We start from the raw sequence: 19,273 nt of genomic DNA on the forward strand, positions 1-19,273 counted from the left end.
GTTCCCTCCCCTGGGGTCCGGCCGCTTCTGCCACCCGCATCGATTCAATGGAATGGACAATCGCCGCGGCGCCATGTCCAATCGGCGCATGATCGCCGACCGTCTCGTTCGCGACGCGCAGGGGCTCTACGAGCAAGCCAAGCAGCGCCGCTACCGCATCGTCACCGCCGAGAGTTGCACAGGCGGATTGATCGCCGCTTCGCTCACCGCCGTGCCCGGCTCCTCGGTCGTGGTCGAGCGCGGCTTCGTCACCTACTCGAACGACGCCAAGGTCGAGATGCTCGGCGTGCCCTCCGACCTGATCGAACGGCGCGGCGCCGTCAGCATGGAGGTTGCGCTCGCAATGGTGGACGGGGCGCTGAAGCACAGCCCCGCCGACATCGCCATCGCCGCCACCGGCATCGCCGGCCCCGCCGGCGGCAGTGCCGACAAGCCGGTCGGCCTCGTCCACATCGCCGTCGGCCGCCGCAACGGCCCGCGCCTGCACGAAGAGCATCGCTTCGGCGATATCGGCCGCATGCGCGTGCAGGCGGAAAGCGTGCTCGCCGCGTTCGCGCTAGCCGGCCGCGTTCTGGATTGAGGGCAAGCGCCGCCGCGCCTCGTTCTCGAACGCGCTCATGATCTTCGCCGCCAGCCGTTCGCGATTGGCGCTCACCGCCGCATTCAGCAACACGTTCTTGAACTGATATGAGATCCAGAACCGCACTCGTGCGCCCCTCTCGTGCGGCTCGAACCGCCAGCGATTGTCGAGCGCATGCAGCGGCCCGCTCACCAGCGCCACCTCCACTTCGCCCTTCGCCGGCTCACAGCGCACCGTGGTCGAGAACTGCTCCGTGATCGCCTTCCAGCCGACGATGGCGCTCGCGACGCCCTCCCAGCCGCCTTCGGCGCGCGGCTCTTCCTTCACGACGCTAAGGCTCTTCAGGAACGGAATGAACTTCGGATACTCGCGCACGTCGCCGACCATCCGGCACAAATCGCCCGGCGCATAAGGCAGCACGCGCTCGGCTTCGATGACGGTGCGACTCATGGTGCTCCCCCGCGTGCGGGGGAGCTGTCGAGCGCGCAGCGCGAGACTGAGGGGGGAGTTGTCGCGCGCAACGTCCCCCTCCGCTTGGCTTCGCTCAGCACCTCCCCCGCGCGCGGGGGAGGATTGACAGCGCCGCTCATCACTTGGCTTGCGCCAGGCGCGCCGCCTTCAGCCGCGCGAAGTCCTCGCCGGCATGGTGCGAGGAGCGCGTCAGCGGCGAGGCCGACACCATCAGGAAGCCCTTGGCGTAGGCGATCGTCTCCAGCGCCTTGAACTCGTCCGGCGTCCAGAAGCGGTCGATCGCCGCGTGCTTACGCGTCGGCTGCAGATACTGGCCGATGGTGAGGAAATCGACGCCGGCGACGCGGAGGTCATCCATCACCTGCAGCACTTCATCCTTGGCTTCGCCAAGTCCGACCATCAGCCCCGATTTCGTGAACTGGTTTGGATCGCGCTGCTTCACCGAGTCGAGCAGCCGCAGCGATTGGTAATAGCGCGCGCCCGGCCGGATCGAATGATAGAGCCGCGGCACGGTTTCGAGATTGTGGTTGAACACGTCCGGCGCCGCATCGATCACGCGCTCGGCCGCGCCGGGTTTGCGCAAAAAATCCGGCGTCAGAATCTCGATCGTCGTCTCCGGCGCCGCGACGCGGATCGCCCGGATCGTCCGCACGAAATGATCGGCGCCGCCGTCCTCCAGATCGTCGCGGTCGACGCTCGTCACCACGACGTGCTTCAGCCCCATCTGCGCCGTTGCGTGCGCGACATTCTCCGGCTCGTTGTCGTCGAGCGGAAGCGGCTTGCCGGTGGAGACGTTGCAGAAGCTGCAGGCCCGCGTGCAGATGCCGCCCAGGATCATGAACGTCGCGTGCTTCTGGCTCCAGCACTCGCCGATGTTCGGGCAGCCGGCCTCTTCGCAGACCGTATGCAGCTTCAGGTCCCGCACCAGCTCCTTGGTCTGGTGGTAGCCGAGGCTTGTCGGCGCCTTCACCCGAATCCAGTCCGGCTTGCGCGGGCTCGCATTATCCGGCCGATGCTGCTTCTCCGGATGGCGCAGGCGAGTTTCGCCCGGCTCTTCCCCTGGTTGGCGCAAATCAATCAGCGTCGGCATGGCCCGAACATGACCCTCCCCGCGCCCTGCCGCAACGCCCGCGCGGCAGCCCAGCCCTGCAGCTTCAAGTGGTTAAGGCGCGGCATCTTGCCCAACTTTGTCCACCTCGATAGTGTCCTGTTACAACCGTGAAACAATAATCACGGCATAGGCGTCCTTTCCGACAGGACGTGGGCGGGTCAGTTCGGAGGCAGCAATTCCCATGACGAATCGTCCGTTCGAGTTGGCGCGCACGCGCGTCACCTTGTTCGAAGCCCTGCTCCGGGCGCGCGACGCCAAGGGGGGCAAGACCCCGATCCTGGAAGATCACGAACGCAAGGTGCTGACGTACGACGACATCGTGCGCGCCGCGTTCGCCTTGGGCGGCAAGCTCGACGTCCAGATCAAACGCAACGAAACCGCAGGCGTCATGCTGCCGACCGGCGTCGGCTGCGTCGTCACCTTCTTTGCGCTGCACGCCATCGGCCGCACGCCGGCGATGCTGAACTTCACCGCGGGCGCGATGAACCTGCGCTCGGCCTGCGAAGCGGCCAACGTGAAGAAGATTCTCACCTCGAAGCGCTTCATCCAGCTTGCGAAGCTGGAGGGGCTCGAAGCCGAACTCTCCAAGTTCGCCAAGCTCATTTATCTCGAGGACATCCGCAAGACGATCGATTTTGGCGACAAGCTCGTCGCGCTCGCCAAGGGCTCGTTCCCGCGCGTGTTCGCCGCCAAGGGCAACCCAGACGACACCGGCGTCATCCTCTTCACGTCCGGCTCCTACGGCACGCCTAAGGGCGCGGTGCTCTCCCACGCCAACATCGTCGCCAATGTCGAACAGGCGCACGCGCACGTGCCGTTCGATCCGAACTGGTCATTCTTCTCGCCGCTGCCGATGTTCCACTGCTTCGGCCTCACCGGCGGGGCGATGTTGCCGATCCTCACCGGTCACAAGTGCTTCCTCTTCCCCTCGCCTCTGCAGGTGAAGGAAATCCCGAAACTGGTGCGCGACACCGGCGCCAACGTCTTCCTCGCCACCGACACGTTCGCGATGCAGTACGCGCGCAACGCCACCAACGAAGACCTCGCCTCGATGGAGCTGATGGTCTGCGGCGCCGAGCGGGTGAAGGAAGAGACGCGCGACCTCTACAAGCGCCGCTTCAACGTCGAAATCATCGAGGGTTACGGCGCGACCGAAGCCTCGCCGGTCATCGCCGTGAACACGCCGGCCACCAACAAGCACGGCACGGTGGGCCAGTTCATGCCAGGGATGGAATGGCGGCTCGAGACCGTGCCCGGCATCGAAGGCGGCCAAAAGCTTTATGTGCGCGGCCCCAACGTGATGCGCGGCTATCTCGATCCGACCAAGCCGTTCGGCATCGATCTCCTGCCGCAGGGCTGGCACGACACCGGCGATGTGGTCGACGTCGACGCCGACGGCTTCATCACCATCCTCGGCCGCGTCAAGCGCTTCGCCAAGGTCGGCGGCGAGATGGTTTCCCTGAACGCCGTCGAAAGCTACGCCCAGCACACTTGGCCGGACAACACGCACGCCGCCGTCGCGCTTCCGGACAGCCGCAAAGGCGAACGCATCATCCTCTTCACCGACAAACAGGACGCGACGGCCGAAGAACTGCAAGCCTGGTGCAAGACCCACGGCGCGAGCGAACTTGCCGTGCCGAAGCGCATCGTCCCGATCGCAGAAATCCCGGTGCTCGGCAGCGGCAAAACCGATTACGTCGCGCTGCAGCGGCTGGCGGCGGAGCGGTTTGCTGAGCAGAAGGCGGCTTAGTTGCCGCCGCCGGATGGTCCGAAGACCTCCGTCATTAGCTGGGCCTGGATAGCCGCGCTCTCGTATATCGTCACAGGCGGGCTAATAGCCCGCGTTGGCCACTTCATCGGTGCGGTTGGCGGCTACTGCGCCGAGCCCACCGACGAACTCAATGCTGCTGATCCAATCTATCGAACGTGTGACCCATGCACTTTATATTTCAGTGTGTTTGGCGTCATTGAAGTTAGTGCGTGCCCAGATCCAATCATCGCCTTTGTCTTGAACGCCTTTGTCGCGATTCCGCACGTTGCGATCGTGATCTTGTCCATGGTCTTGTATGCTTTGCCTTGGCTCTTGAGGTGGGCAGTCCTCCTCGCCTGCATAATTGCGTTTGTATACGTAGTAGCTAAGGAATCTGGACAGAAGCGACCTGCTGCAGCTTTGCATCGCGGACTGATAATTGCCCTTCTAGGACTCGGCGCGATCCATGCCTTAATGCTGTGAGATTTCGTCCGCGTCTCAGGCGCTCAGCTCCGCCAAAAAGGCGGCGAACGGATTTACGGTGCCCAGCAATGGCGGGCAGCGAAACGGTTCGCGGAGCAGAAGCAAGCTCAGTCGTACAGCACTCTGCGCGGCTTAAGCCCGTACGCGCGGCTCCCGAGTCTCAGGGCCCGCTGGGCGGCGCTTTGCGTGGCCAAAGCAGTGCAACTCCCAACGCCGCGGCCACCATCGCCAGAGCATGCGGCACGTTGTCGATGGGTTTCGGGCTCAACCCGATCTCCACAGGACCGCCGAACAAGCTGACAATGCGATACAGGGAGTAGGCATTCCAAACGATCCAGCCCAACCAGCCGACGCCTGCAACGAGCAATACGCAGCCAAGCACGGATCTAACTCTCAGCATCGGCCTCTCTCAGGGTGTTTGGATCATCATATCCAACGCACCCAATAGGGGATAGCACTCGTCTCTATCCCCGCATTCTCAGCGCCAAATCGCTGAAAACAAAGCAATCGCACATAAATCAATCCGACCGCTGAATTCCTGAGCGATACTAGCGCTCATGAACACACCAAAACACCATCTCAGCAGCCGCCGGCGCCAGAGGCTTGTCCTCTGGGCGCTGGCGATGCTGTCGTGGATTGCTTCGGTGCTGTTCGCCGGGCGCAAAGTCACACCGCGCCAGCTCCTCCGGCGCCGCCGCAGCATGTCGCTCGACGGCTTGAAGCGCATGACCATCCAGCTGATGATCGTCCGCGCTGCGGAGCTCGCGCGTCTGCGTCTGCCGAAGGTCCCGCGCCGCCGCCCGCCTGTGCGCCGGCACTATTTCCGATCGCTGCTGGGCTCGCGTCTGCGCCGCTTGATGAAGCGCAAGGATCTGCCCGCGCGCATCGCCGTGCTGATCGACGTGCTGCGCAATCTGGACGACTACGCGGCGATCCTCGCCAAGCGCCTGAAGCGCCGCCTCACCCGCCTTTTCCCGATCAGGGGCGTGCCCGTGTCGTCCGCGCTGCTTCAGGGCGCGCCGGCGCCCCAGCCGGCCTGCGCCGATACCTCATGAAGCAGCGCGTTCCGTTGAACCGAACCGCCGCGCCGAGCCCCGCTCCGCGCGGACGCCGGCGCATGTCAAACGTGCAGCACCCGCCCGTACGCATCGAGCACCGCTTCGTGCATCATCTCCGAGAGCGTCGGATGCGGGAACACCGTCTCCATCAGCTCATGCTCGGTGACTTCGGCGTTCATCGCCACGACATAGCCCTGGATCAGCTCCGTCACTTCGGCGCCGATCATGTGCGCGCCGAGCAATTCGCCGGTCTTCGCATCGAACACGACCTTCACCATGCCCTGGTCTTCGCCAAGCGCGATCGCCTTGCCGTTGCCGACGAACGGAAAGCGCCCGACTTTCACCTCGCGCCCCGCCGCCTTCGCCTTCGCTTCGGTCAGCCCCACGCTCGCCACCTGCGGATGCGAGTAGGTGCAGCCCGGAATGCGTTCCTTGAGCATCGGATGCGCCTTCTGTCCCGCGATCGCCTCGATGCAGATGACGCCCTCGTGCGATGCCTTGTGCGCGAGCCACGGACCGCCGGTCACATCGCCGATCGCGTAGAGCCCCGCGACGTTCGTCTTGCCGTAGCCGTCGGTGACGATGTGCCCGCGATCGGTCTTCACGCCGAGCGCTTCAAGGCCGAGGTTCTCGATATTGCCGGTGATGCCCACCGCGACGATCGCGTGCGAAGCCGTGAGGGTTTCTTCCTTGCCCTTCGAAGCAACCACAGCCTCGACGCCCTTCGCCGTCGCCTTCAGCGACTTGGCTTCGGTGGAAGTGAGCAGCTTCAGGCCTTCCTTCTCGAAGCGCTTCTTGGCGAACGCCGAGATCTCTTCGTCCTCGACCGGCAACACGCGGTCGAGCAATTCCACCACCGTCACCTTCACGCCGAACGCCGCATAGAACGAGGCGAACTCGATCCCGATCGCGCCCGAGCCGAACACCAGCAAGGACTCCGGCCATTCCGGCGGCGTCATCGCATCGCGATACGTCCAGATGCGCTTGCCGTCGCCCTTCAGCCCCGCCGCCGGAATCTCGCGCGCTCGTGCCCCGGTCGCCAGGATCACATGCTTCGCCTCGTACGCAGCATCCTTCCCGTCCTTGCCCTTCACGATCACCTTCGGGCTGGCGCTGCCCTTCTCCAGCCGCGCCTCGCCTTCAACCACCGTGATCTTGTTCTTCTTCATCAGGAACTGGACGCCCTTCTCCATGCGTCCGGCCACGCCGCGCGAGCGCTTCACCACGGCTTCCGGATCGAACTTCACGTTCTCGGCCGAAAGCCCGTACTCGTTCGCTTGTTTGAAATTGCGATAGACCTCTGCCGAGCGCAGCAGCGCCTTGGTCGGAATGCAGCCCCAGTTGAGGCAAATCCCGCCCAACCTGTCGCGCTCGACGATGGCGACCTTCATGCCCAATTGCGCCGCGCGAATAGCCGTCACGTACCCGCCAGGGCCCGACCCGATGATGATGACGTCGAAGGATGTGCTCATGCGGAAGGGAATAGGGCAGCAGGCCAAGAAGGCAATATGTGCGGACGCAAGGCAGCCCTACTGCCCTACTCACCTACGCAATCCCGAACGCGTTCCGTATCCCATCCACCACGAACTGCGCCGCCAGCGCCGCCAGCAGAATCCCGAACACGCGCGTCAGCATCGAACCAACGGTCGGTCCCATCGCCCGCGAGATCGGCCCCGCCGCCAGGAATGCGGCCAAGCAGAGCGCCAGGTTCGCGCCGACGCCGAGCAGCACCATCGCCCGCTCCAGCGGCGCTTCGTATTGCGCGAAGAACAGCATAATCGAGGCGATCGCCCCTGGCCCCGCGATCAGCGGGATCGCCAGCGGAAACACCGAGATATCGTCCTGCTGCTCGGGATGCTCGGCCTGGTGCTGCGCCACCTTTTCGGCGCGCTCGTCACGCCGCTCGCTGCGCTTCTCGAACAGCATGTCGACGGCGATCAGGAACAAGAGCAGGCCGCCGGCGATCCGGAACGCGTCCATGGACACGTGTATCTGCTCCAACAGCCACGCGCCGCCGAACGCGAAGGCGAGCAGAATCCCGGTCGCGATCGCCACCGACTTCCACGCCATCGTCCGCCGCCACGCCGGCGTCATGGCGGAGGTCATCGTCGTGAACATGGGCGCCATCGCCACCGGATCGATGGCGACGAAGAAGGTGACGAATGAGGCGAGCAGCAGCGAAAGCATCAACGCCCCTTAACCGATTCACGCTGCGTTTACGCCGATTACCTCGGTTCGTTGCTGCAATTATTAAGGCTGCTGCGCTTAGCCTTGGTTTCGTGGTGGTGAGATGAGCGCGGCCGACGCGGCGGGCAACGCCGTTCTCAGGATTCTCGTGGCCGACGGCCATCTGTTCCAGCGGCGCCTGCTGGCCGAGACGCTGCGCGCCGGCCGCGGCACCATCGTCGACTACGCCGAAAGCGCCGAACAGTGCGCACAGACGTTCAGCGTGATCCAGCCTGACATCTTGATCGTCGATTGGGATCTCGATGGCGGCCACGGCCTCGGCCTGGTCCAACGCATCCGCAAGAGCCAGTTCGGTGAGCACGTCAAGAAGCTCCCGATCATCCTCGTCGCGCCGCCGCGTTCGAGCCGCGACGTCGCCCTCGCCCGCAACAGCGGCATCGACGAATTCGTGATCCGCCCTTACACGACAGGCGCCATGCTCGAGCGCGTCGCCGAAGTGCGCGACAACCGCCGCGAGTTCATCGACTGCGCCTCTTATGTCGGCCCCTGCCGGCGCCGCCGCGTCGCCGATGAGAATTACACGGGCCCGCGCCGGCGCTTGTTTGACGGCGCTGACGCCAAGGCCGACACGCCTGATGTGAAAATCCGAAAAGGCCTCGCCCGCACCTATTGCGAACGCATCGGCGCGCTGATGCAGCAGATAAAAAACGACGCGCTCGATGCGCTGCGCGAGCTGTGTCTCGCCGCCGGCCAGCTCAGCGCGCTCGCCGCCGACACCAAAGACCCGCAGCTGGTCGCCGCCAGTTCGTCCTTGTTCAACTACGTCAAAGGCGTCGGCGCGACGGCGAACCTCAATCCGAGCGTCGTGCAGGCGCATATCGACGCCATCATCAAGCTCGCCGAGCTTCCCAACTACCAGTTCGAAGTGCGCCAAGCCGTCACGCACGAACTCGGCTTGCTCGTGGCGAAGAAGCTGAAGCAGACCAGAGCAGCGTAATTAGCCGTAGCAAGACATGATGCGCTGCACGGCGGTGACCACGTTGCTCTGGGTCACGAACACAGTCGCGGCGAACGCCGCGAGCGAGAGTATCGGCGCGACGGCGCCTTGGCCGTGGGTCGTGACGCCATGCGAACGATCGCGCCCAGCACGCTCGGCGCCACCATCAGCGAGACCATCAGCACAACCAGCCCAACCCACGCGGTCGACCGAAACGCCGCCAGCGCCATCGCCATCAGGTCGGCGGTCGCCAAAAGCGTCGGCGCCACCACCGCCCAATAGGCATGCACGAACAGCAGGAACGGCGTGAAAAAGCCAAACACCACGCTCACCGCTCGAACCGCTCCCAGCTTCGGCTTGTCCTCTCCCGGCTCGACCACCGGGCCAGCGGATTCGCAGATCATCGTCACGAACACGGCTGCCGTGACGATCGCCCAGCCGACGCCCGCCGCGTCGAGGACCAAGCCCCACGAGCTGATGATGATGTCCATTCGACGCCTCCCCCGCCGCTAGTGGGCAGCGGGCTCGCGCGCCTGTCAAGCGATGTTCAAAGCAGCATCGCCATCGGATCTTCCAGGAAGCTCCGGAACGCTTTCAGGAACGCCGCGCCCAAGGCGCCGTCGACAACGCGGTGATCGCAGGTCACGGTGACGCTCATCATCGTCGCAATCGCCAGCGCATCATTCTTCACCACCGGCCGCTTTTCGCCCGCGCCGATCGACATGATCATACCGTGCGGCTCATTGATGATCGAGGCGAAGCTCTTGATCCCCATCATGCCCATGTTGGAGATCGAGAACGTGCCGCCCTGAAACTCTTCCGGCTTCAGCTTCTTCGCGCGTGCGCGTTCGGCCAAATCCGCCATCTCGTGCGAAATCTGCGCAAGACCCTTCGTCTCCGCCGCCCAGATGATCGGCGTGATTAGGCCGCCCGGGATAGCCACCGCCACCGCGATGTCGGCGTGATGGTGCATCGCGATCCCATCGGGCGTGTAGCTCGCGTTCGATTCCGGCACCAGCTTCAACGCGAGCGCCGCCGCCTTGATGCACATGTCATTGACAGAGATCTTCACGCCATTGTCGCCGAAGCGCTTGTTGATCTCGCCGCGCGCCTTCAGCAGCGCATCGATCTCGATTTCGATCGTGAGCGGGAAATGCGGCACGTCGCGGAAACTCTCGGTCATCCGCTTGGCGATCGTCTTGCGCATCATGTCGAGCGGCACGAGATCGTAGCTGCCCTGACGGATGCCCATCTGCTCCAGCGACCGATGCTGCCCCGGCGCCTGCTGCGGCGCGGGCCGCGACACCTCCCGTGATTGTTGCGCCGCTTGCCTCGGCGCTTTGCCGGCGGCTTCGACGTCCGCTTTGACAATGCGTCCGTTCGGGCCCGAGCCCTTGAGGCCCGACAGGTCGATCCCGCTTTGCTCGGCCAACCGTCGCGCGAGAGGGGATGCGAAAATTCGCTCGCCCGGCGTCGCCGTCGCGGTCACCGTTTGCTGCTTCTCCGGCGCACGGGCGGATGACGGCTTTTCCGGCTGCTGTCTAGCCGCCGCCGGCGCAGCCTTCGTCTCTTGCTTCGGCGTGGGCTTCGCCGCTTCGCCTTCGCCCTTCAGGCGCGCGATCGGCGTGTTCACCTTCACGCCTTGCGCGCCTTCTTCGACCAGCAATTCTTCGATCACGCCTTCGTCGACGGCCTCGACCTCCATGGTGGCCTTGTCCGTTTCGATCTCGGCGATCACCTGCCCGGGCTCGATCGCGTCGCCGACCTTCACGTGCCATTTGGCGAGATTGCCCTCCTCCATTGTCGGCGAGAGCGCAGGCATGGTGATGTCGGTCATCAGGAAGCTTTCCTCGATTGCAGCTGGACGTTCACGACGTCCGGCTTCCAGCGATGGATGAAGGTCATGTAGGCGAGCACGCCGTAGACCGATATCATGCCGATCCACAGCAGCGAGCGCACGATCCAGTCGATTCCGCCGCGCGCGTTCTCCAGCGGCGCGCGTCCCGCCGCTGTTAGCTGACCGGCGGCTTCGAGTTCGATCAGCCGTCCGATCAGACCCGAGTGCGCATTCTCCGCCCCGATCATCACCACCAGCAGCAAGGCAAGGATCAGCGCCACGAACGCGAACGCTCCGACGCGCGCGATCAGCATCGCCTCGCCGACGAAATAGTTGAGCGCGACGATATAGGCCGACACGACGGTGAAGATCAGCGACACGCCCACCAGCAGGAGGCCCATATATCCGATCAATTGCTCGACAACTTCGCCCTCGCTCATGTCCCCGGCTCCACCAGCGTCATCGGCGTCCAGCGTGACAGCCGCCGCGCGATACGCTCATCAGGCGTCTCACCCTCGAGACTCGCGAAAGTCGCCGGCTCGTCGCGCAGCTCCGGAATGTCGAGCCCGACGACGTTCACAACGCCGACCGGCCCGCTCGGCCCTTCCATCATCGTCGCGACATAGGCGCCGCACGCGGGGCAGATCAGATAGTCCGCCGTCTTGTGCCCGAAGCGATAACGGATCAAGGCGCGCTCGCTCCTGATCCGCAATGCGCCGGCCAGGTCGGAAGCCGACTTCACCCCGCGCGCGCGGCAGAACGAGCAGCCGTCCTGGCGCAGGCGCACCGGCGCGTCCGTCTCATACTCGGCGCTGACCGCGCCGCAATGGCAGGCGCCGCGATAGATCATCTCAATTTCTCATCGGCGTGGTTCGGCCGGGATCGGTCGGGCTGTCCCACTCGGCATGAAACAGCTCACGGATGCCGGCGAGCGTATCTTCTTCCTTCGCCAAGCCCTCTTTCGCGTAGGCGCGCGCGACGTGCCGGGCGATGTCCACCAGCAGGATGCCCCATGCGGACGGGTCCGGAAACGCGGGGATCAACGACACGTCCATGCTGCGGTCCGCATTGATCCAGACGCGCAAGACCTCGGCCGCCTCGCCAGAGAGCGCGGAACTAGGCGGGATCGGCAATTCGTGCAACTTCATCGGCTCACCGGTACGTAACGGCCTTCACCGCATCGACGATCTTTTCGACGCTCGGCAGCGCCAGCGCTTCGAGATTGGCGGCGTACGCCAGCGGCGCATCGACCTGGTGCACGCGCATCGGCGGCGCATCGAGGTAATCGAACGCCTCGGCTACAACTCGCGCCGCTACCTCGGCGCCGACGCCGTTCTGCGCCCAGCCTTCTTCGACCGTGACGATGCGGTTGGTCTTCTTCACACTTTCGATGATCGTCTCCGTGTCGAGCGGCCGCAGCGTGCGCAAATCGATCACTTCGGCGTCGACGCCCTCTTCCGCCAATTGCTCCGCCGCCTTCAGCGCGAGGCCCACCATGCGCGAATGCGCGGTGATGGTGACATCGCCGCCTTGTCGGCGAACCTTCGCCTTGCCGATCGGCACCACCCAATCCCTCACGTCCGGAATCTCGAACTCGACGCCGTAGAGCATTTCGTGCTCGAGGAAGACGACCGGATTCGGATTGCGGATCGCCGCTTTCAGCAAGCCCTTCGCGTCCGCCGCATCATACGGCGCAATCACGATCAAGCCCGGAACGTGCGAATACCAGGACGAATAATCCTGACTATGCTGCGCCGCGACGCGCGCGGCCGCGCCGTTCGGTCCGCGGAAGACGATCGACGATTTGATCTGGCCGCCCGACATATACAGCGTCTTCGCCGCCGAGTTGATGATCTGGTCGATCGCCTGCATTCCGAAATTCCAGGTCATGAACTCGACGATCGGCTTCAGCCCCGCCATCGCCGCGCCGACGCCGAGGCCGGCGAAGCCATGCTCGGTGATCGGCGTATCAACGACGCGCTCCGGCCCGAACTCCTGCAGCAGCTCGCGTGAGACCTTGTACGCGCCCTGATATTCCGCGACCTCTTCGCCCATCAGAAAGACACGGTCGTCCGCGCGCATCTCTTCGGCCATCGCGTCTCGCAGCGCATCGCGCACGGTGATTTTGACCATCTGCGTCCCGGCCGGAATTTCCGGATCGCTCTGCGGCGCCGCATGCGAGACCTTCGACGGTTCGGGCCGGTTGGTCTTGACCGGTTCTTCCTTCTGCTCGGGCTGTGGCGGTTTCTTTGCTTGCTGCTTCGCCGCCTCTTGCTTCGCCGGCGCCCCCGCGCCGGCTTCATCGCCCAACACCGCGATCGGCGTATTCACCTTCACGCCCTGCGCACCCTCTTCGACCAGGAGCTCCGTCACCGTTCCTTCGTCGACGGCCTCGACCTCCATCGTCGCCTTGTCGGTCTCAATCTCGGCGATGACTTGGCCAGGTTCGATCTTGTCGCCCGGCTTGATCAGCCATTTGGCCAAATTGCCCTCCTCCATCGTCGGCGAGAGCGCGGGCATGAGGATTTGCGTCATCAGGTGAGAATCCCGAACAGAGCAAGGAAAATGAGCCCGCAGGCGATGACGCCCGCGAACCAGAAGAGAGGCCGCACGATCGGCCAGCCAAAGGCGTACCAGGCCGCGTGCAGCAGCCGCGAAAAGAAGAAGATCTGCGCGCCCAACACAGTCCACTGATTGGAAATGCCGGAGACCGCCGCGATCAGCACGAGCGGGACGAAGAACCAGAGGTTCTCACGGAAATTGTCGGTGAGCCGTTTCATCCGCGCCTGCATCACGGTAGGCGGCTTCAGGTTGTCGCGGCTGTTCGCCATGGCCAGGGCGCCATTGTTCAAGATGCCGGTCGTCGCCTGCGCCATCACCACCACGAAAAACAACGCAATCGTGTAGACGAGATAAGTCAGCTCCACGCTCATTCCAGTTCCTCCCCCGCCGCTCATTACGCTTCGATGTAGACGTCGGTCAGCAATTCGCTGGGATCAGGCTCCGGGCTCTGCTGCGCGAACTCGGCGCTCTCGGTGACGACCGCGCGGATTTCGCGGTCAATCTCTTTCAGCTGCTCCTCGCTCGCGTGGCCGGCATCGATCATCAGCTTCTTCACGTGCTCGATCGGATCGCGCTTGGCCTTGAACTCCTCGACCTCTTCCTTGGTGCGATATTTTGCCGGGTCGGACATCGAGTGGCCGCGATAGCGGTAGGTCTTCATCTCCAGGAGATACGGACCCTCGCCCGCCCGCGCGCGCTCCACAGCGCGCTTGCCCGCTTCGCGCACGGCGACGACGTCCATGCCGTCCACTTCCTCGCCCGGAATATTGAACGAGACGCCGCGCTTATAGAGGTGCGTCTCCGACGACGAGCGCTGGATCGAAGTGCCCATCGCGTACTGATTGTTCTCGATGATGAACACGACCGGCAGCTTCCACAGCGCCGCCATGTTGAAGCTCTCGTAGACTTGGCCCTGGTTCGCCGCGCCGTCGCCGAAATACGTAAGGCAGACTTTCCCGTCCTTGCGGTACTTGTTGGCGAAGGCGATGCCGGCGCCGAGCGAAACTTGCGCGCCGACGATGCCGTGGCCGCCATAGAACGCCTTCTCGATGCTGAACATGTGCATCGAGCCGCCCTTGCCCTTGGAATAGCCGTCGCGGCGTCCGGTCAGCTCCGCCATCACGCCGTTGGCGGTCATGCCCGCGGCGAGCATGTGGCCGTGATCGCGATACGCGGTGATGACCTGGTCGCCGTTCTTCAGCGCCGCCTGCATGCCGACGACGACCGCTTCCTGGCCGATATAGAGGTGGCAGAAGCCGCCGATCAGCCCCATGCCGTAGAGCTGGCCAGCCCGCTCCTCGAAGCGCCGGATCAACAGCATGTCGCGATAATACTGAAGCAGCTCGTCCTTGCTTGCTTCGGCGGCATGCTTGCCGTTCGCCTTCTGGGCAGCTTGAGCCATCGGTGTCTGTCCTCCGCCGCCAGGTAATGCCGTGCGGCCGCGCCCTGTCCATGGACTGGGGCGCGCCTCTCTTATGCGCGAATGACGTAACTCGCTAGGAAGCTTTGCGTTGCTGCAGTGCGGCAGAAACTAGTCGAGCTTGAAGACGACCTCGTCCGGATCGCCGGCGGCCAGAGTGATGCGGGCGCGCTCATCCAGATAGTCGAGATCCAAGCTCTGCGGACGCAGCCGCGCCGCGCGCGCTTCGAGCGCCGCCTGCTCGCCGTCCAACGCATCGACGCGCTGCTCCAGCGCACGCTCTTCCGCCTGCAGGTCGACATAAGCGATGAGGCCCTGATGCCCCGTCACCGCGTGCGCGCCGAGATACAGAATGGCCGCTCCCAAGCCGATGTTGAGCGCCGCCGATCCGTGCTTGCCCATGTGTTAACGATCCCGATTCGGCGGCACGTTGAGTCGAACCGGTAAAGGAATCGTAAAGACTCAAAAATGTTCTTAAGACGTTCTTAGCTCATGTATTCAAGGGCTTATGGAATTTTATCTAGTGCTTGGGGTCGTCCCGCCGCTGGAACCCCAGCCGCTTGCGTCAACGCCGCTAGGAAAAATTTGCAGCGCCAGGCGCGCATCGGAGTCGAAACGATCTCCGTTCTCGTTCCGGACTCATCCGCGCAAGAAAGCGGCGCGAACCCGCGAGGTCCGCGCCGCTTGTAGGATGAAGCGAGGATTGCCCTCAGGCGAAGATTGGCGCGCCCTGGCGGAGGGCCGCGAAGGCGCCCGGCATGAACGCGACCAGCGCGAGCATTAGGCAGCTAAAGCGGATCAACATTGGCGGGGCTCCTTTCTCATCGCGCGAGCGACAGGGAGGAGCTTAACCGCGGCCCAGCCGCTCGATGTGACGCCGGGTACGCCGGGCTATTGCCCGACGATTGTCCCGGCGCCGGCGTACGCGGCCTGATCGTCCAGCATTTCCGCGATCCGGATCAGCTGATTGTACTTCGCCGTGCGGTCCGAGCGCGCCAGCGAGCCGGTTTTGATCTGGCCGCAATTGGTCGCCACCGCGAGATCGGCGATGGTGGAATCTTCCGTCTCGCCCGAGCGGTGGCTCATCACCGCCGAGTAGCCGGCGCGATGGGCCATTTCGACGACGTCGAGCGTCTCGGTGAGCGTGCCGATCTGGTTGACCTTGATCAGGATCGCGTTGCCGAGCCCCTTCTCGAAGCCGAGTTCGAGCCGCTTCAGGTTAGTGACGAAGAGATCGTCGCCGACCAATTGGCACTTGTCGCCCACCAGCTCAGTTAGCGCCGCCCAGCCGTCGAAATCGTCTTCCGACATGCCGTCTTCGATCGAGACGATCGGATAACGCGAAACCAGATCGGCCAGATACTGCGCGTTCTGCTCGGGCGCGAGCGATTTGCCTTCGCCGGCCAGCTCGTATTTGCCGTTCTTGAAATACTCGGTCGCGGCGCAATCGAGCGCGAGCGCGACGTCGTCGCCCGGCGTGTAGCCCGCCTTCTCGATCGACTTTAGAATGAAGCCGATCGCTTCATCGGCGCTGGCGAGGTTCGGCGCGAAGCCGCCTTCGTCACCGACATTCGTGGCGTGGCCGGCGTCTTTCAGCTGCTTCTTGAGCGTATGGAAAACCTCGGCGCCCATCCGCACAGCGTCGGCGATCGTGCCGGCGCCGACCGGCATGATCATGAATTCCTGGATGTCGATCGGGTTGTCGGCGTGGGCGCCGCCATTGACGATGTTCATCATCGGGCATGGCAGCAGGCGCGCCTGCACGCCGCCCAGATAGCGATAGAGCGGCATTGCGTTGGACGCCGCCGCCGCTTTCGCCACCGCGAGCGAAACGCCGAGGATGGAGTTCGCCCCGAGCCGCGCCTTGTTCTCCGTCCCGTCGAGTTCGATCAGCACCGTATCGATGCGCCGCTGCTCTTCCGCATCCATGCCCAGCACCGCATTGGCGATCTCGCCGTTCACCGCCTCGACGGCATCGCGGACGCCCTTGCCGAGATAGCGATCCGGCTCGCCGTCGCGCTTTTCGACCGCCTCATGCGCGCCTGTCGAAGCGCCCGACGGCACCGCGGCGCGACCGAACGAGCCGTCCTCCAGCGTCACGTCCACTTCGACCGTCGGATTGCCGCGGCTGTCGAGAATTTCGCGGCCGACGATATCGGCGATGCCAGTCATGAGGAGGTCCTGTAGGAAGCTGAAATCAGGATGGCGCCTTTGGAGACCCCGGCGCCACAAAAGGCAAGCGGAAGCCGCGCAAAGCGCCTATGCGCCTCACGCGGTTCCGTTCAGAGCTTCAGAGAAGACTTTTAGTCTTCCTTCGCCTTCAAGACTTGCTTGCCGCGATAGCGGCCGGTCTTGAGGTCGATGTGGTGCGGCCGGCGCAGTTCGCCCGATTCCGCGTCCTCAACGTAGGTGTTCTTGGGCAGCTTATCGTGCGCCCGGCGCATGCCCCGGCGGGAGGGCGAGGTTTTTCGCTTCGGAACGGCCATGGCCGGAAAACTCCTGGATCCCGCGACCCGCGGGAAAGCGGGGCTGATAGGCCAAAGGCCCAGCCCGCGCAAGCCTCACCTCCGGCCCGGAACAGCGCCCCGGCGCTCGCGTTGGCCCGAAAGCGGGGGAGCTGAGCGCCAGATTCGGGAGAGGCCAATGAAAATCCGCGACGTCATGACACCCGATGTCCGCACCATCAATCCGGACGCCACCATCCGCGAAGCCGCCCGCCTGATGGCCGAGGCCGATGTCGGCGCACTGCCGGTCGCCTCAGGCGACCGCTTGGCCGGCATGGTCACCGACCGCGACATCGTCATTCGCGGCGTCGCCATCGGCAAGGGCGTCGACGCGACCGTCGGCGAGGTGATGAGCCATGAGGTGCTCTATTGCCGCGAGGACGATGACGTCGCCGACGTCTGCGAGAACATGTCGGACATCCAGGTCCGCCGCTTGCCGGTTGTGAACGCCGACAAGCGCCTGGTCGGCATCGTTTCGCTGGCCGACATTGCCGACAGCGCCGATTCCGAAGAAGCCGGCGAGGCGCTCGAAGCGATCACCCGCCCCGGCGGCCAGCACAATCAGTCGATGGACGGACGCGCCTGATGCCGACGCGCGAAATCCTCGAGCCGCCGGCTGATTTCGCCATCGACCGCGAAACCCTGGCCTTCATCGTCTTGAAGGCCAGGGCGTTCGACGCTCTGATCGCCTCCGACGACCCGACCGACGGCTCCAATGACGCGGACGACCGCTTCGTCGATGCGCTCGAGGATGAAGCCGACAACCCGGCGCAGCGCGAGCTGCGCAGTGCGATCGTCAGCCTCAACAGTGACGGCCGCGCCCAGCTTGTCGCCCTCGCCTGGCTCGGCCGCGGCGATTACGAAGCCTCCGATTGGCGCGAGGCGGTAGCCGCCGCGCGCGAACGCGCCGAGGGTTCGACCGCGCGCTATCTCATGGGCATTCCGCTGTTGGGGGATTACATCGAAGAGGGCGCCGACAAGCTCGGCATCAGTCTCGCCGCCGACGAAGTGCTCGGCGTCGCCGACCCCGACATCGACACCCGCGGCGGCTAGGCGCGGCGCACGTTTAGGAAAAGCCGATCCCTCGCCGGCGGCGCATTCGGCGCGCCGAGCTGGCCGACATAGAAGTCCGGGCGTCCATCGCCATTGAAGTCCGCCACCTCGATGGCGATGTTCACGCCGGCGACGTCCACGCCGAGCGCCTCGTCCGTCACGTCTGCGAATCGCCCCGCTCCGTCATTGGCCAGGATGCGGATTGGGCCGCCATTGCCGATGATCGCGTCGAGATCGCCATCGCCGTCGAAATCGGCGAACTCGGCGTCGAGGCCAAGGTCGGTTTCGACCGGCAGCCGCTCGGCCGTGCCATCGGCGAACCGACCGCGGCCGTCATTGATGTAGAGCCGGTCCTGCGGCGCTCGGCCCTGCCAGCTGACGTGCGCGAAGTAGAGATCGAGATCGCCGTCGCCGTCCACGTCAGCTGGCGTCACCTTCCGAGCTTCGACATTGCCCGCCGGCGGAAGGCGCTGCGCCGTCTCGTCGTGGAAGCGCCCTTCGCCGTCGTTGATCCAAAGCGCATGCCCGCCCTCCAGGCCGAGCACCAGATCGAGATCGCCGTCGCGATCGATGTCCAAGAATTCGACATCCTGGGCAATCGACGCCTCGGTTGGCAGACGCGCCGCCGTTTCATCGCGGAAGCCGCCGCGCCCGTCATTGATAAGCAGCCGGTCCTGCCCGTCGCCGCTAACGATCACGTCATCGGCGCCGTCGCCAGTGATATCTGCGTGCGCCACTGCGTTGGCGACGCTGTCCGGCAACTGACCGTATACGCGTTCGTACGTTCTATCGCCCCGCGCGCGGAAATATTGATGCACATTGCTGCGGCCGAGGCGCTGGTCGTCCTCGACCACGAGAATCAGATCGAGATCGCCGTCACGGTCAAAATCCGCGATCGACACATCTTCGGAATCCTTTTGCAGCGGATGCTGGATGTGGGCTGGCCGAGTCAGTTCCGCCGGAGGAGGCGCCGGCAGGGCGTTGACGGCAAGCGTAAATCGGCCGGAGCCGTCATTGATCAGGATGCGGTTGGAACGCCATTCCTGCGGCGTCACCACGTCGAGATCGCCATCGCCGTCGAGATCGGCGGCGACCGCGTCCATACTTGCATAGGCGACATTATCGTTTGGCAAGTTCGCCGTGGCGTCTGTGAACCATGGTGTCGCCTGCGCCGCTTCGCCCATCGCGACCAAAGCCGCACAAGCCGCCACAATGATCCGCATGGTCCAACCCTCCGCCCACACCTTCGCAGAACACGCC

Annotated in this window: 22 protein-coding genes; 6 read left to right on the top strand and 16 right to left on the bottom strand. The window is 64.5% G+C overall.

Going from position 1 to position 19,273, the window contains the following annotated elements; genetic code table 11:
• The first annotated feature begins 88 nt into the window (after positions 1-88).
• On the top strand, positions 89-580 hold the full coding sequence (locus VEA80_RS08305; protein WP_349257235.1) for a CinA family protein: 492 nt from the start codon (positions 89-91) through the stop codon (positions 578-580).
• On the opposite strand, the gene VEA80_RS08310 is transcribed toward VEA80_RS08305, so the two are convergent.
• Both VEA80_RS08310 and lipA read right to left on the bottom strand, forming a co-directional pair.
• Positions 557-1,030: a type II toxin-antitoxin system RatA family toxin gene (locus VEA80_RS08310; protein ID WP_325060248.1), complete on the bottom strand. Its 474-nt coding sequence runs from the start codon at positions 1,028-1,030 to the stop codon at positions 557-559. The two genes, VEA80_RS08305 and VEA80_RS08310, sit on opposite strands and share 24 nt — an antisense overlap.
• Before the next feature lie 139 nt (positions 1,031-1,169).
• Positions 1,170-2,141, bottom strand: coding sequence for a lipoyl synthase (lipA, locus tag VEA80_RS08315; RefSeq protein WP_325060249.1), 972 nt, complete (start codon positions 2,139-2,141; stop codon positions 1,170-1,172).
• A 202-nt stretch (positions 2,142-2,343) separates the two neighbouring features.
• Here lipA and VEA80_RS08320 point away from each other — a divergent pair, with 202 nt between their 5' ends.
• Both VEA80_RS08320 and VEA80_RS08325 read left to right on the top strand, forming a co-directional pair.
• Positions 2,344-3,912 (top strand): AMP-binding protein, encoded by a 1,569-nt coding sequence (locus tag VEA80_RS08320; RefSeq protein ID WP_325060250.1) that lies wholly within the window; start codon positions 2,344-2,346, stop codon positions 3,910-3,912.
• A gap of 1,040 nt (positions 3,913-4,952) precedes the next feature.
• On the top strand, positions 4,953-5,450 hold the full coding sequence (locus VEA80_RS08325) for a hypothetical protein (protein ID WP_325060251.1): 498 nt from the start codon (positions 4,953-4,955) through the stop codon (positions 5,448-5,450).
• Between the two features lie 65 nt (positions 5,451-5,515).
• Here the strand turns inward: VEA80_RS08325 and lpdA are convergent, their stop codons facing one another.
• Positions 5,516-6,925, bottom strand: coding sequence for a dihydrolipoyl dehydrogenase (gene lpdA / locus VEA80_RS08330; protein WP_325060252.1), 1,410 nt, complete (start codon positions 6,923-6,925; stop codon positions 5,516-5,518).
• A gap of 73 nt (positions 6,926-6,998) precedes the next feature.
• Positions 6,999-7,640, bottom strand: coding sequence for a MarC family protein (locus VEA80_RS08335; protein ID WP_325060253.1), 642 nt, complete (start codon positions 7,638-7,640; stop codon positions 6,999-7,001).
• Between the two features lie 103 nt (positions 7,641-7,743).
• Between VEA80_RS08335 and VEA80_RS08340 the strand changes: the two genes are divergently transcribed.
• Entirely contained in the window at positions 7,744-8,637 is an 894-nt protein-coding gene (locus VEA80_RS08340) for a response regulator (RefSeq protein ID WP_325060254.1), read from the top strand.
• Positions 8,638-8,690: 53 nt separating this feature from the next.
• On the opposite strand, the gene VEA80_RS08345 is transcribed toward VEA80_RS08340, so the two are convergent.
• The 11 genes from VEA80_RS08345 to rpmF all read right to left on the bottom strand — a co-directional run bounded on the left by VEA80_RS08345 (position 8,691) and on the right by rpmF (position 16,942).
• A complete protein-coding gene (locus VEA80_RS08345) occupies positions 8,691-9,128 on the bottom strand; it encodes a hypothetical protein (protein ID WP_325060255.1) in 438 nt (145 codons plus the stop codon).
• Positions 9,129-9,184: 56 nt separating this feature from the next.
• Positions 9,185-10,474 carry a pyruvate dehydrogenase complex dihydrolipoamide acetyltransferase gene (locus tag VEA80_RS08350; protein ID WP_325060256.1) on the bottom strand — a complete coding sequence of 430 codons (1,290 nt, stop codon included), beginning with the start codon at positions 10,472-10,474 and terminating at the stop codon, positions 9,185-9,187.
• Positions 10,474-10,914, bottom strand: a complete 441-nt coding sequence (locus VEA80_RS08355) for a hypothetical protein (RefSeq protein ID WP_325060257.1) — start codon at positions 10,912-10,914, stop codon at positions 10,474-10,476. The genes VEA80_RS08350 and VEA80_RS08355 overlap by 1 nt, the downstream gene beginning before the upstream one ends.
• Positions 10,911-11,324: a hypothetical protein gene (locus VEA80_RS08360; RefSeq protein WP_325060258.1), complete on the bottom strand. Its 414-nt coding sequence runs from the start codon at positions 11,322-11,324 to the stop codon at positions 10,911-10,913. The genes VEA80_RS08355 and VEA80_RS08360 overlap by 4 nt, the downstream gene beginning before the upstream one ends.
• A 1-nt stretch (position 11,325) precedes the next feature.
• On the bottom strand, positions 11,326-11,622 hold the full coding sequence (locus VEA80_RS08365; protein ID WP_325060259.1) for a DUF5076 domain-containing protein: 297 nt from the start codon (positions 11,620-11,622) through the stop codon (positions 11,326-11,328).
• A gap of 4 nt (positions 11,623-11,626) precedes the next feature.
• A complete protein-coding gene (locus VEA80_RS08370) occupies positions 11,627-13,009 on the bottom strand; it encodes a pyruvate dehydrogenase complex E1 component subunit beta (protein ID WP_349257231.1) in 1,383 nt (460 codons plus the stop codon).
• Positions 13,009-13,407 (bottom strand): MAPEG family protein, encoded by a 399-nt coding sequence (locus VEA80_RS08375; RefSeq protein ID WP_325060260.1) that lies wholly within the window; start codon positions 13,405-13,407, stop codon positions 13,009-13,011. Before VEA80_RS08375 ends, VEA80_RS08370 begins: the two co-directional genes overlap by 1 nt.
• A gap of 23 nt (positions 13,408-13,430) precedes the next feature.
• On the bottom strand, positions 13,431-14,438 hold the full coding sequence (pdhA, locus tag VEA80_RS08380; protein WP_325060261.1) for a pyruvate dehydrogenase (acetyl-transferring) E1 component subunit alpha: 1,008 nt from the start codon (positions 14,436-14,438) through the stop codon (positions 13,431-13,433).
• Between the two features lie 129 nt (positions 14,439-14,567).
• Positions 14,568-14,858, bottom strand: a complete 291-nt coding sequence (locus VEA80_RS08385; protein ID WP_325060262.1) for an FtsB family cell division protein — start codon at positions 14,856-14,858, stop codon at positions 14,568-14,570.
• A gap of 489 nt (positions 14,859-15,347) precedes the next feature.
• The gene (gene eno / locus VEA80_RS08390; RefSeq protein ID WP_325060263.1) at positions 15,348-16,628 is read right to left on the bottom strand and encodes a phosphopyruvate hydratase; all 1,281 of its coding nucleotides are present in this window, start codon (positions 16,626-16,628) and stop codon (positions 15,348-15,350) included.
• Positions 16,629-16,759: 131 nt separating this feature from the next.
• Positions 16,760-16,942, bottom strand: a complete 183-nt coding sequence (gene rpmF, locus VEA80_RS08395; RefSeq protein ID WP_325060264.1) for a 50S ribosomal protein L32 — start codon at positions 16,940-16,942, stop codon at positions 16,760-16,762.
• 157 nt (positions 16,943-17,099) lie between these two features.
• Between rpmF and VEA80_RS08400 the strand changes: the two genes are divergently transcribed.
• Together VEA80_RS08400 and VEA80_RS08405 are read left to right on the top strand one after the other, a co-directional pair.
• On the top strand, positions 17,100-17,546 hold the full coding sequence (locus tag VEA80_RS08400; RefSeq protein WP_325060265.1) for a CBS domain-containing protein: 447 nt from the start codon (positions 17,100-17,102) through the stop codon (positions 17,544-17,546).
• Complete coding sequence (locus VEA80_RS08405) at positions 17,546-18,013, top strand: DUF3775 domain-containing protein (protein WP_325060266.1); 468 nt, start codon at positions 17,546-17,548, stop codon at positions 18,011-18,013. Before VEA80_RS08400 ends, VEA80_RS08405 begins: the two co-directional genes overlap by 1 nt.
• Here VEA80_RS08405 and VEA80_RS08410 read toward each other — a convergent pair.
• On the bottom strand, positions 18,010-19,236 hold the full coding sequence (locus tag VEA80_RS08410; protein ID WP_325060267.1) for a VCBS repeat-containing protein: 1,227 nt from the start codon (positions 19,234-19,236) through the stop codon (positions 18,010-18,012). The two genes, VEA80_RS08405 and VEA80_RS08410, sit on opposite strands and share 4 nt — an antisense overlap.
• Positions 19,237-19,273 lie beyond the last annotated feature (37 nt).

Source organism: Vitreimonas sp. (assembly GCF_035627415.1).
Taxonomy (GTDB): domain Bacteria; phylum Pseudomonadota; class Alphaproteobacteria; order Caulobacterales; family Aquidulcibacteraceae; genus Vitreimonas.

Coding starts and splice junctions, on each gene's coding strand:
- VEA80_RS08305 (WP_349257235.1), top strand. CDS start 89: ATGATCGCCGACCGTCTCGTTCGCGACGCGCAGGGGCTCTACGAGCAA.
- VEA80_RS08310 (WP_325060248.1), bottom strand. CDS start 1,030: ATGAGTCGCACCGTCATCGAAGCCGAGCGCGTGCTGCCTTATGCGCCG.
- lipA (WP_325060249.1), bottom strand. CDS start 2,141: ATGCCGACGCTGATTGATTTGCGCCAACCAGGGGAAGAGCCGGGCGAA.
- VEA80_RS08320 (WP_325060250.1), top strand. CDS start 2,344: ATGACGAATCGTCCGTTCGAGTTGGCGCGCACGCGCGTCACCTTGTTC.
- VEA80_RS08325 (WP_325060251.1), top strand. CDS start 4,953: ATGAACACACCAAAACACCATCTCAGCAGCCGCCGGCGCCAGAGGCTT.
- lpdA (WP_325060252.1), bottom strand. CDS start 6,925: ATGAGCACATCCTTCGACGTCATCATCATCGGGTCGGGCCCTGGCGGG.
- VEA80_RS08335 (WP_325060253.1), bottom strand. CDS start 7,640: ATGCTTTCGCTGCTGCTCGCCTCATTCGTCACCTTCTTCGTCGCCATC.
- VEA80_RS08340 (WP_325060254.1), top strand. CDS start 7,744: ATGAGCGCGGCCGACGCGGCGGGCAACGCCGTTCTCAGGATTCTCGTG.
- VEA80_RS08345 (WP_325060255.1), bottom strand. CDS start 9,128: ATGGACATCATCATCAGCTCGTGGGGCTTGGTCCTCGACGCGGCGGGC.
- VEA80_RS08350 (WP_325060256.1), bottom strand. CDS start 10,474: ATGACCGACATCACCATGCCTGCGCTCTCGCCGACAATGGAGGAGGGC.
- VEA80_RS08355 (WP_325060257.1), bottom strand. CDS start 10,914: ATGAGCGAGGGCGAAGTTGTCGAGCAATTGATCGGATATATGGGCCTC.
- VEA80_RS08360 (WP_325060258.1), bottom strand. CDS start 11,324: ATGATCTATCGCGGCGCCTGCCATTGCGGCGCGGTCAGCGCCGAGTAT.
- VEA80_RS08365 (WP_325060259.1), bottom strand. CDS start 11,622: ATGAAGTTGCACGAATTGCCGATCCCGCCTAGTTCCGCGCTCTCTGGC.
- VEA80_RS08370 (WP_349257231.1), bottom strand. CDS start 13,009: ATGACGCAAATCCTCATGCCCGCGCTCTCGCCGACGATGGAGGAGGGC.
- VEA80_RS08375 (WP_325060260.1), bottom strand. CDS start 13,407: ATGAGCGTGGAGCTGACTTATCTCGTCTACACGATTGCGTTGTTTTTC.
- pdhA (WP_325060261.1), bottom strand. CDS start 14,438: ATGGCTCAAGCTGCCCAGAAGGCGAACGGCAAGCATGCCGCCGAAGCA.
- VEA80_RS08385 (WP_325060262.1), bottom strand. CDS start 14,858: ATGGGCAAGCACGGATCGGCGGCGCTCAACATCGGCTTGGGAGCGGCC.
- eno (WP_325060263.1), bottom strand. CDS start 16,628: ATGACTGGCATCGCCGATATCGTCGGCCGCGAAATTCTCGACAGCCGC.
- rpmF (WP_325060264.1), bottom strand. CDS start 16,942: ATGGCCGTTCCGAAGCGAAAAACCTCGCCCTCCCGCCGGGGCATGCGC.
- VEA80_RS08400 (WP_325060265.1), top strand. CDS start 17,100: ATGAAAATCCGCGACGTCATGACACCCGATGTCCGCACCATCAATCCG.
- VEA80_RS08405 (WP_325060266.1), top strand. CDS start 17,546: ATGCCGACGCGCGAAATCCTCGAGCCGCCGGCTGATTTCGCCATCGAC.
- VEA80_RS08410 (WP_325060267.1), bottom strand. CDS start 19,236: ATGCGGATCATTGTGGCGGCTTGTGCGGCTTTGGTCGCGATGGGCGAA.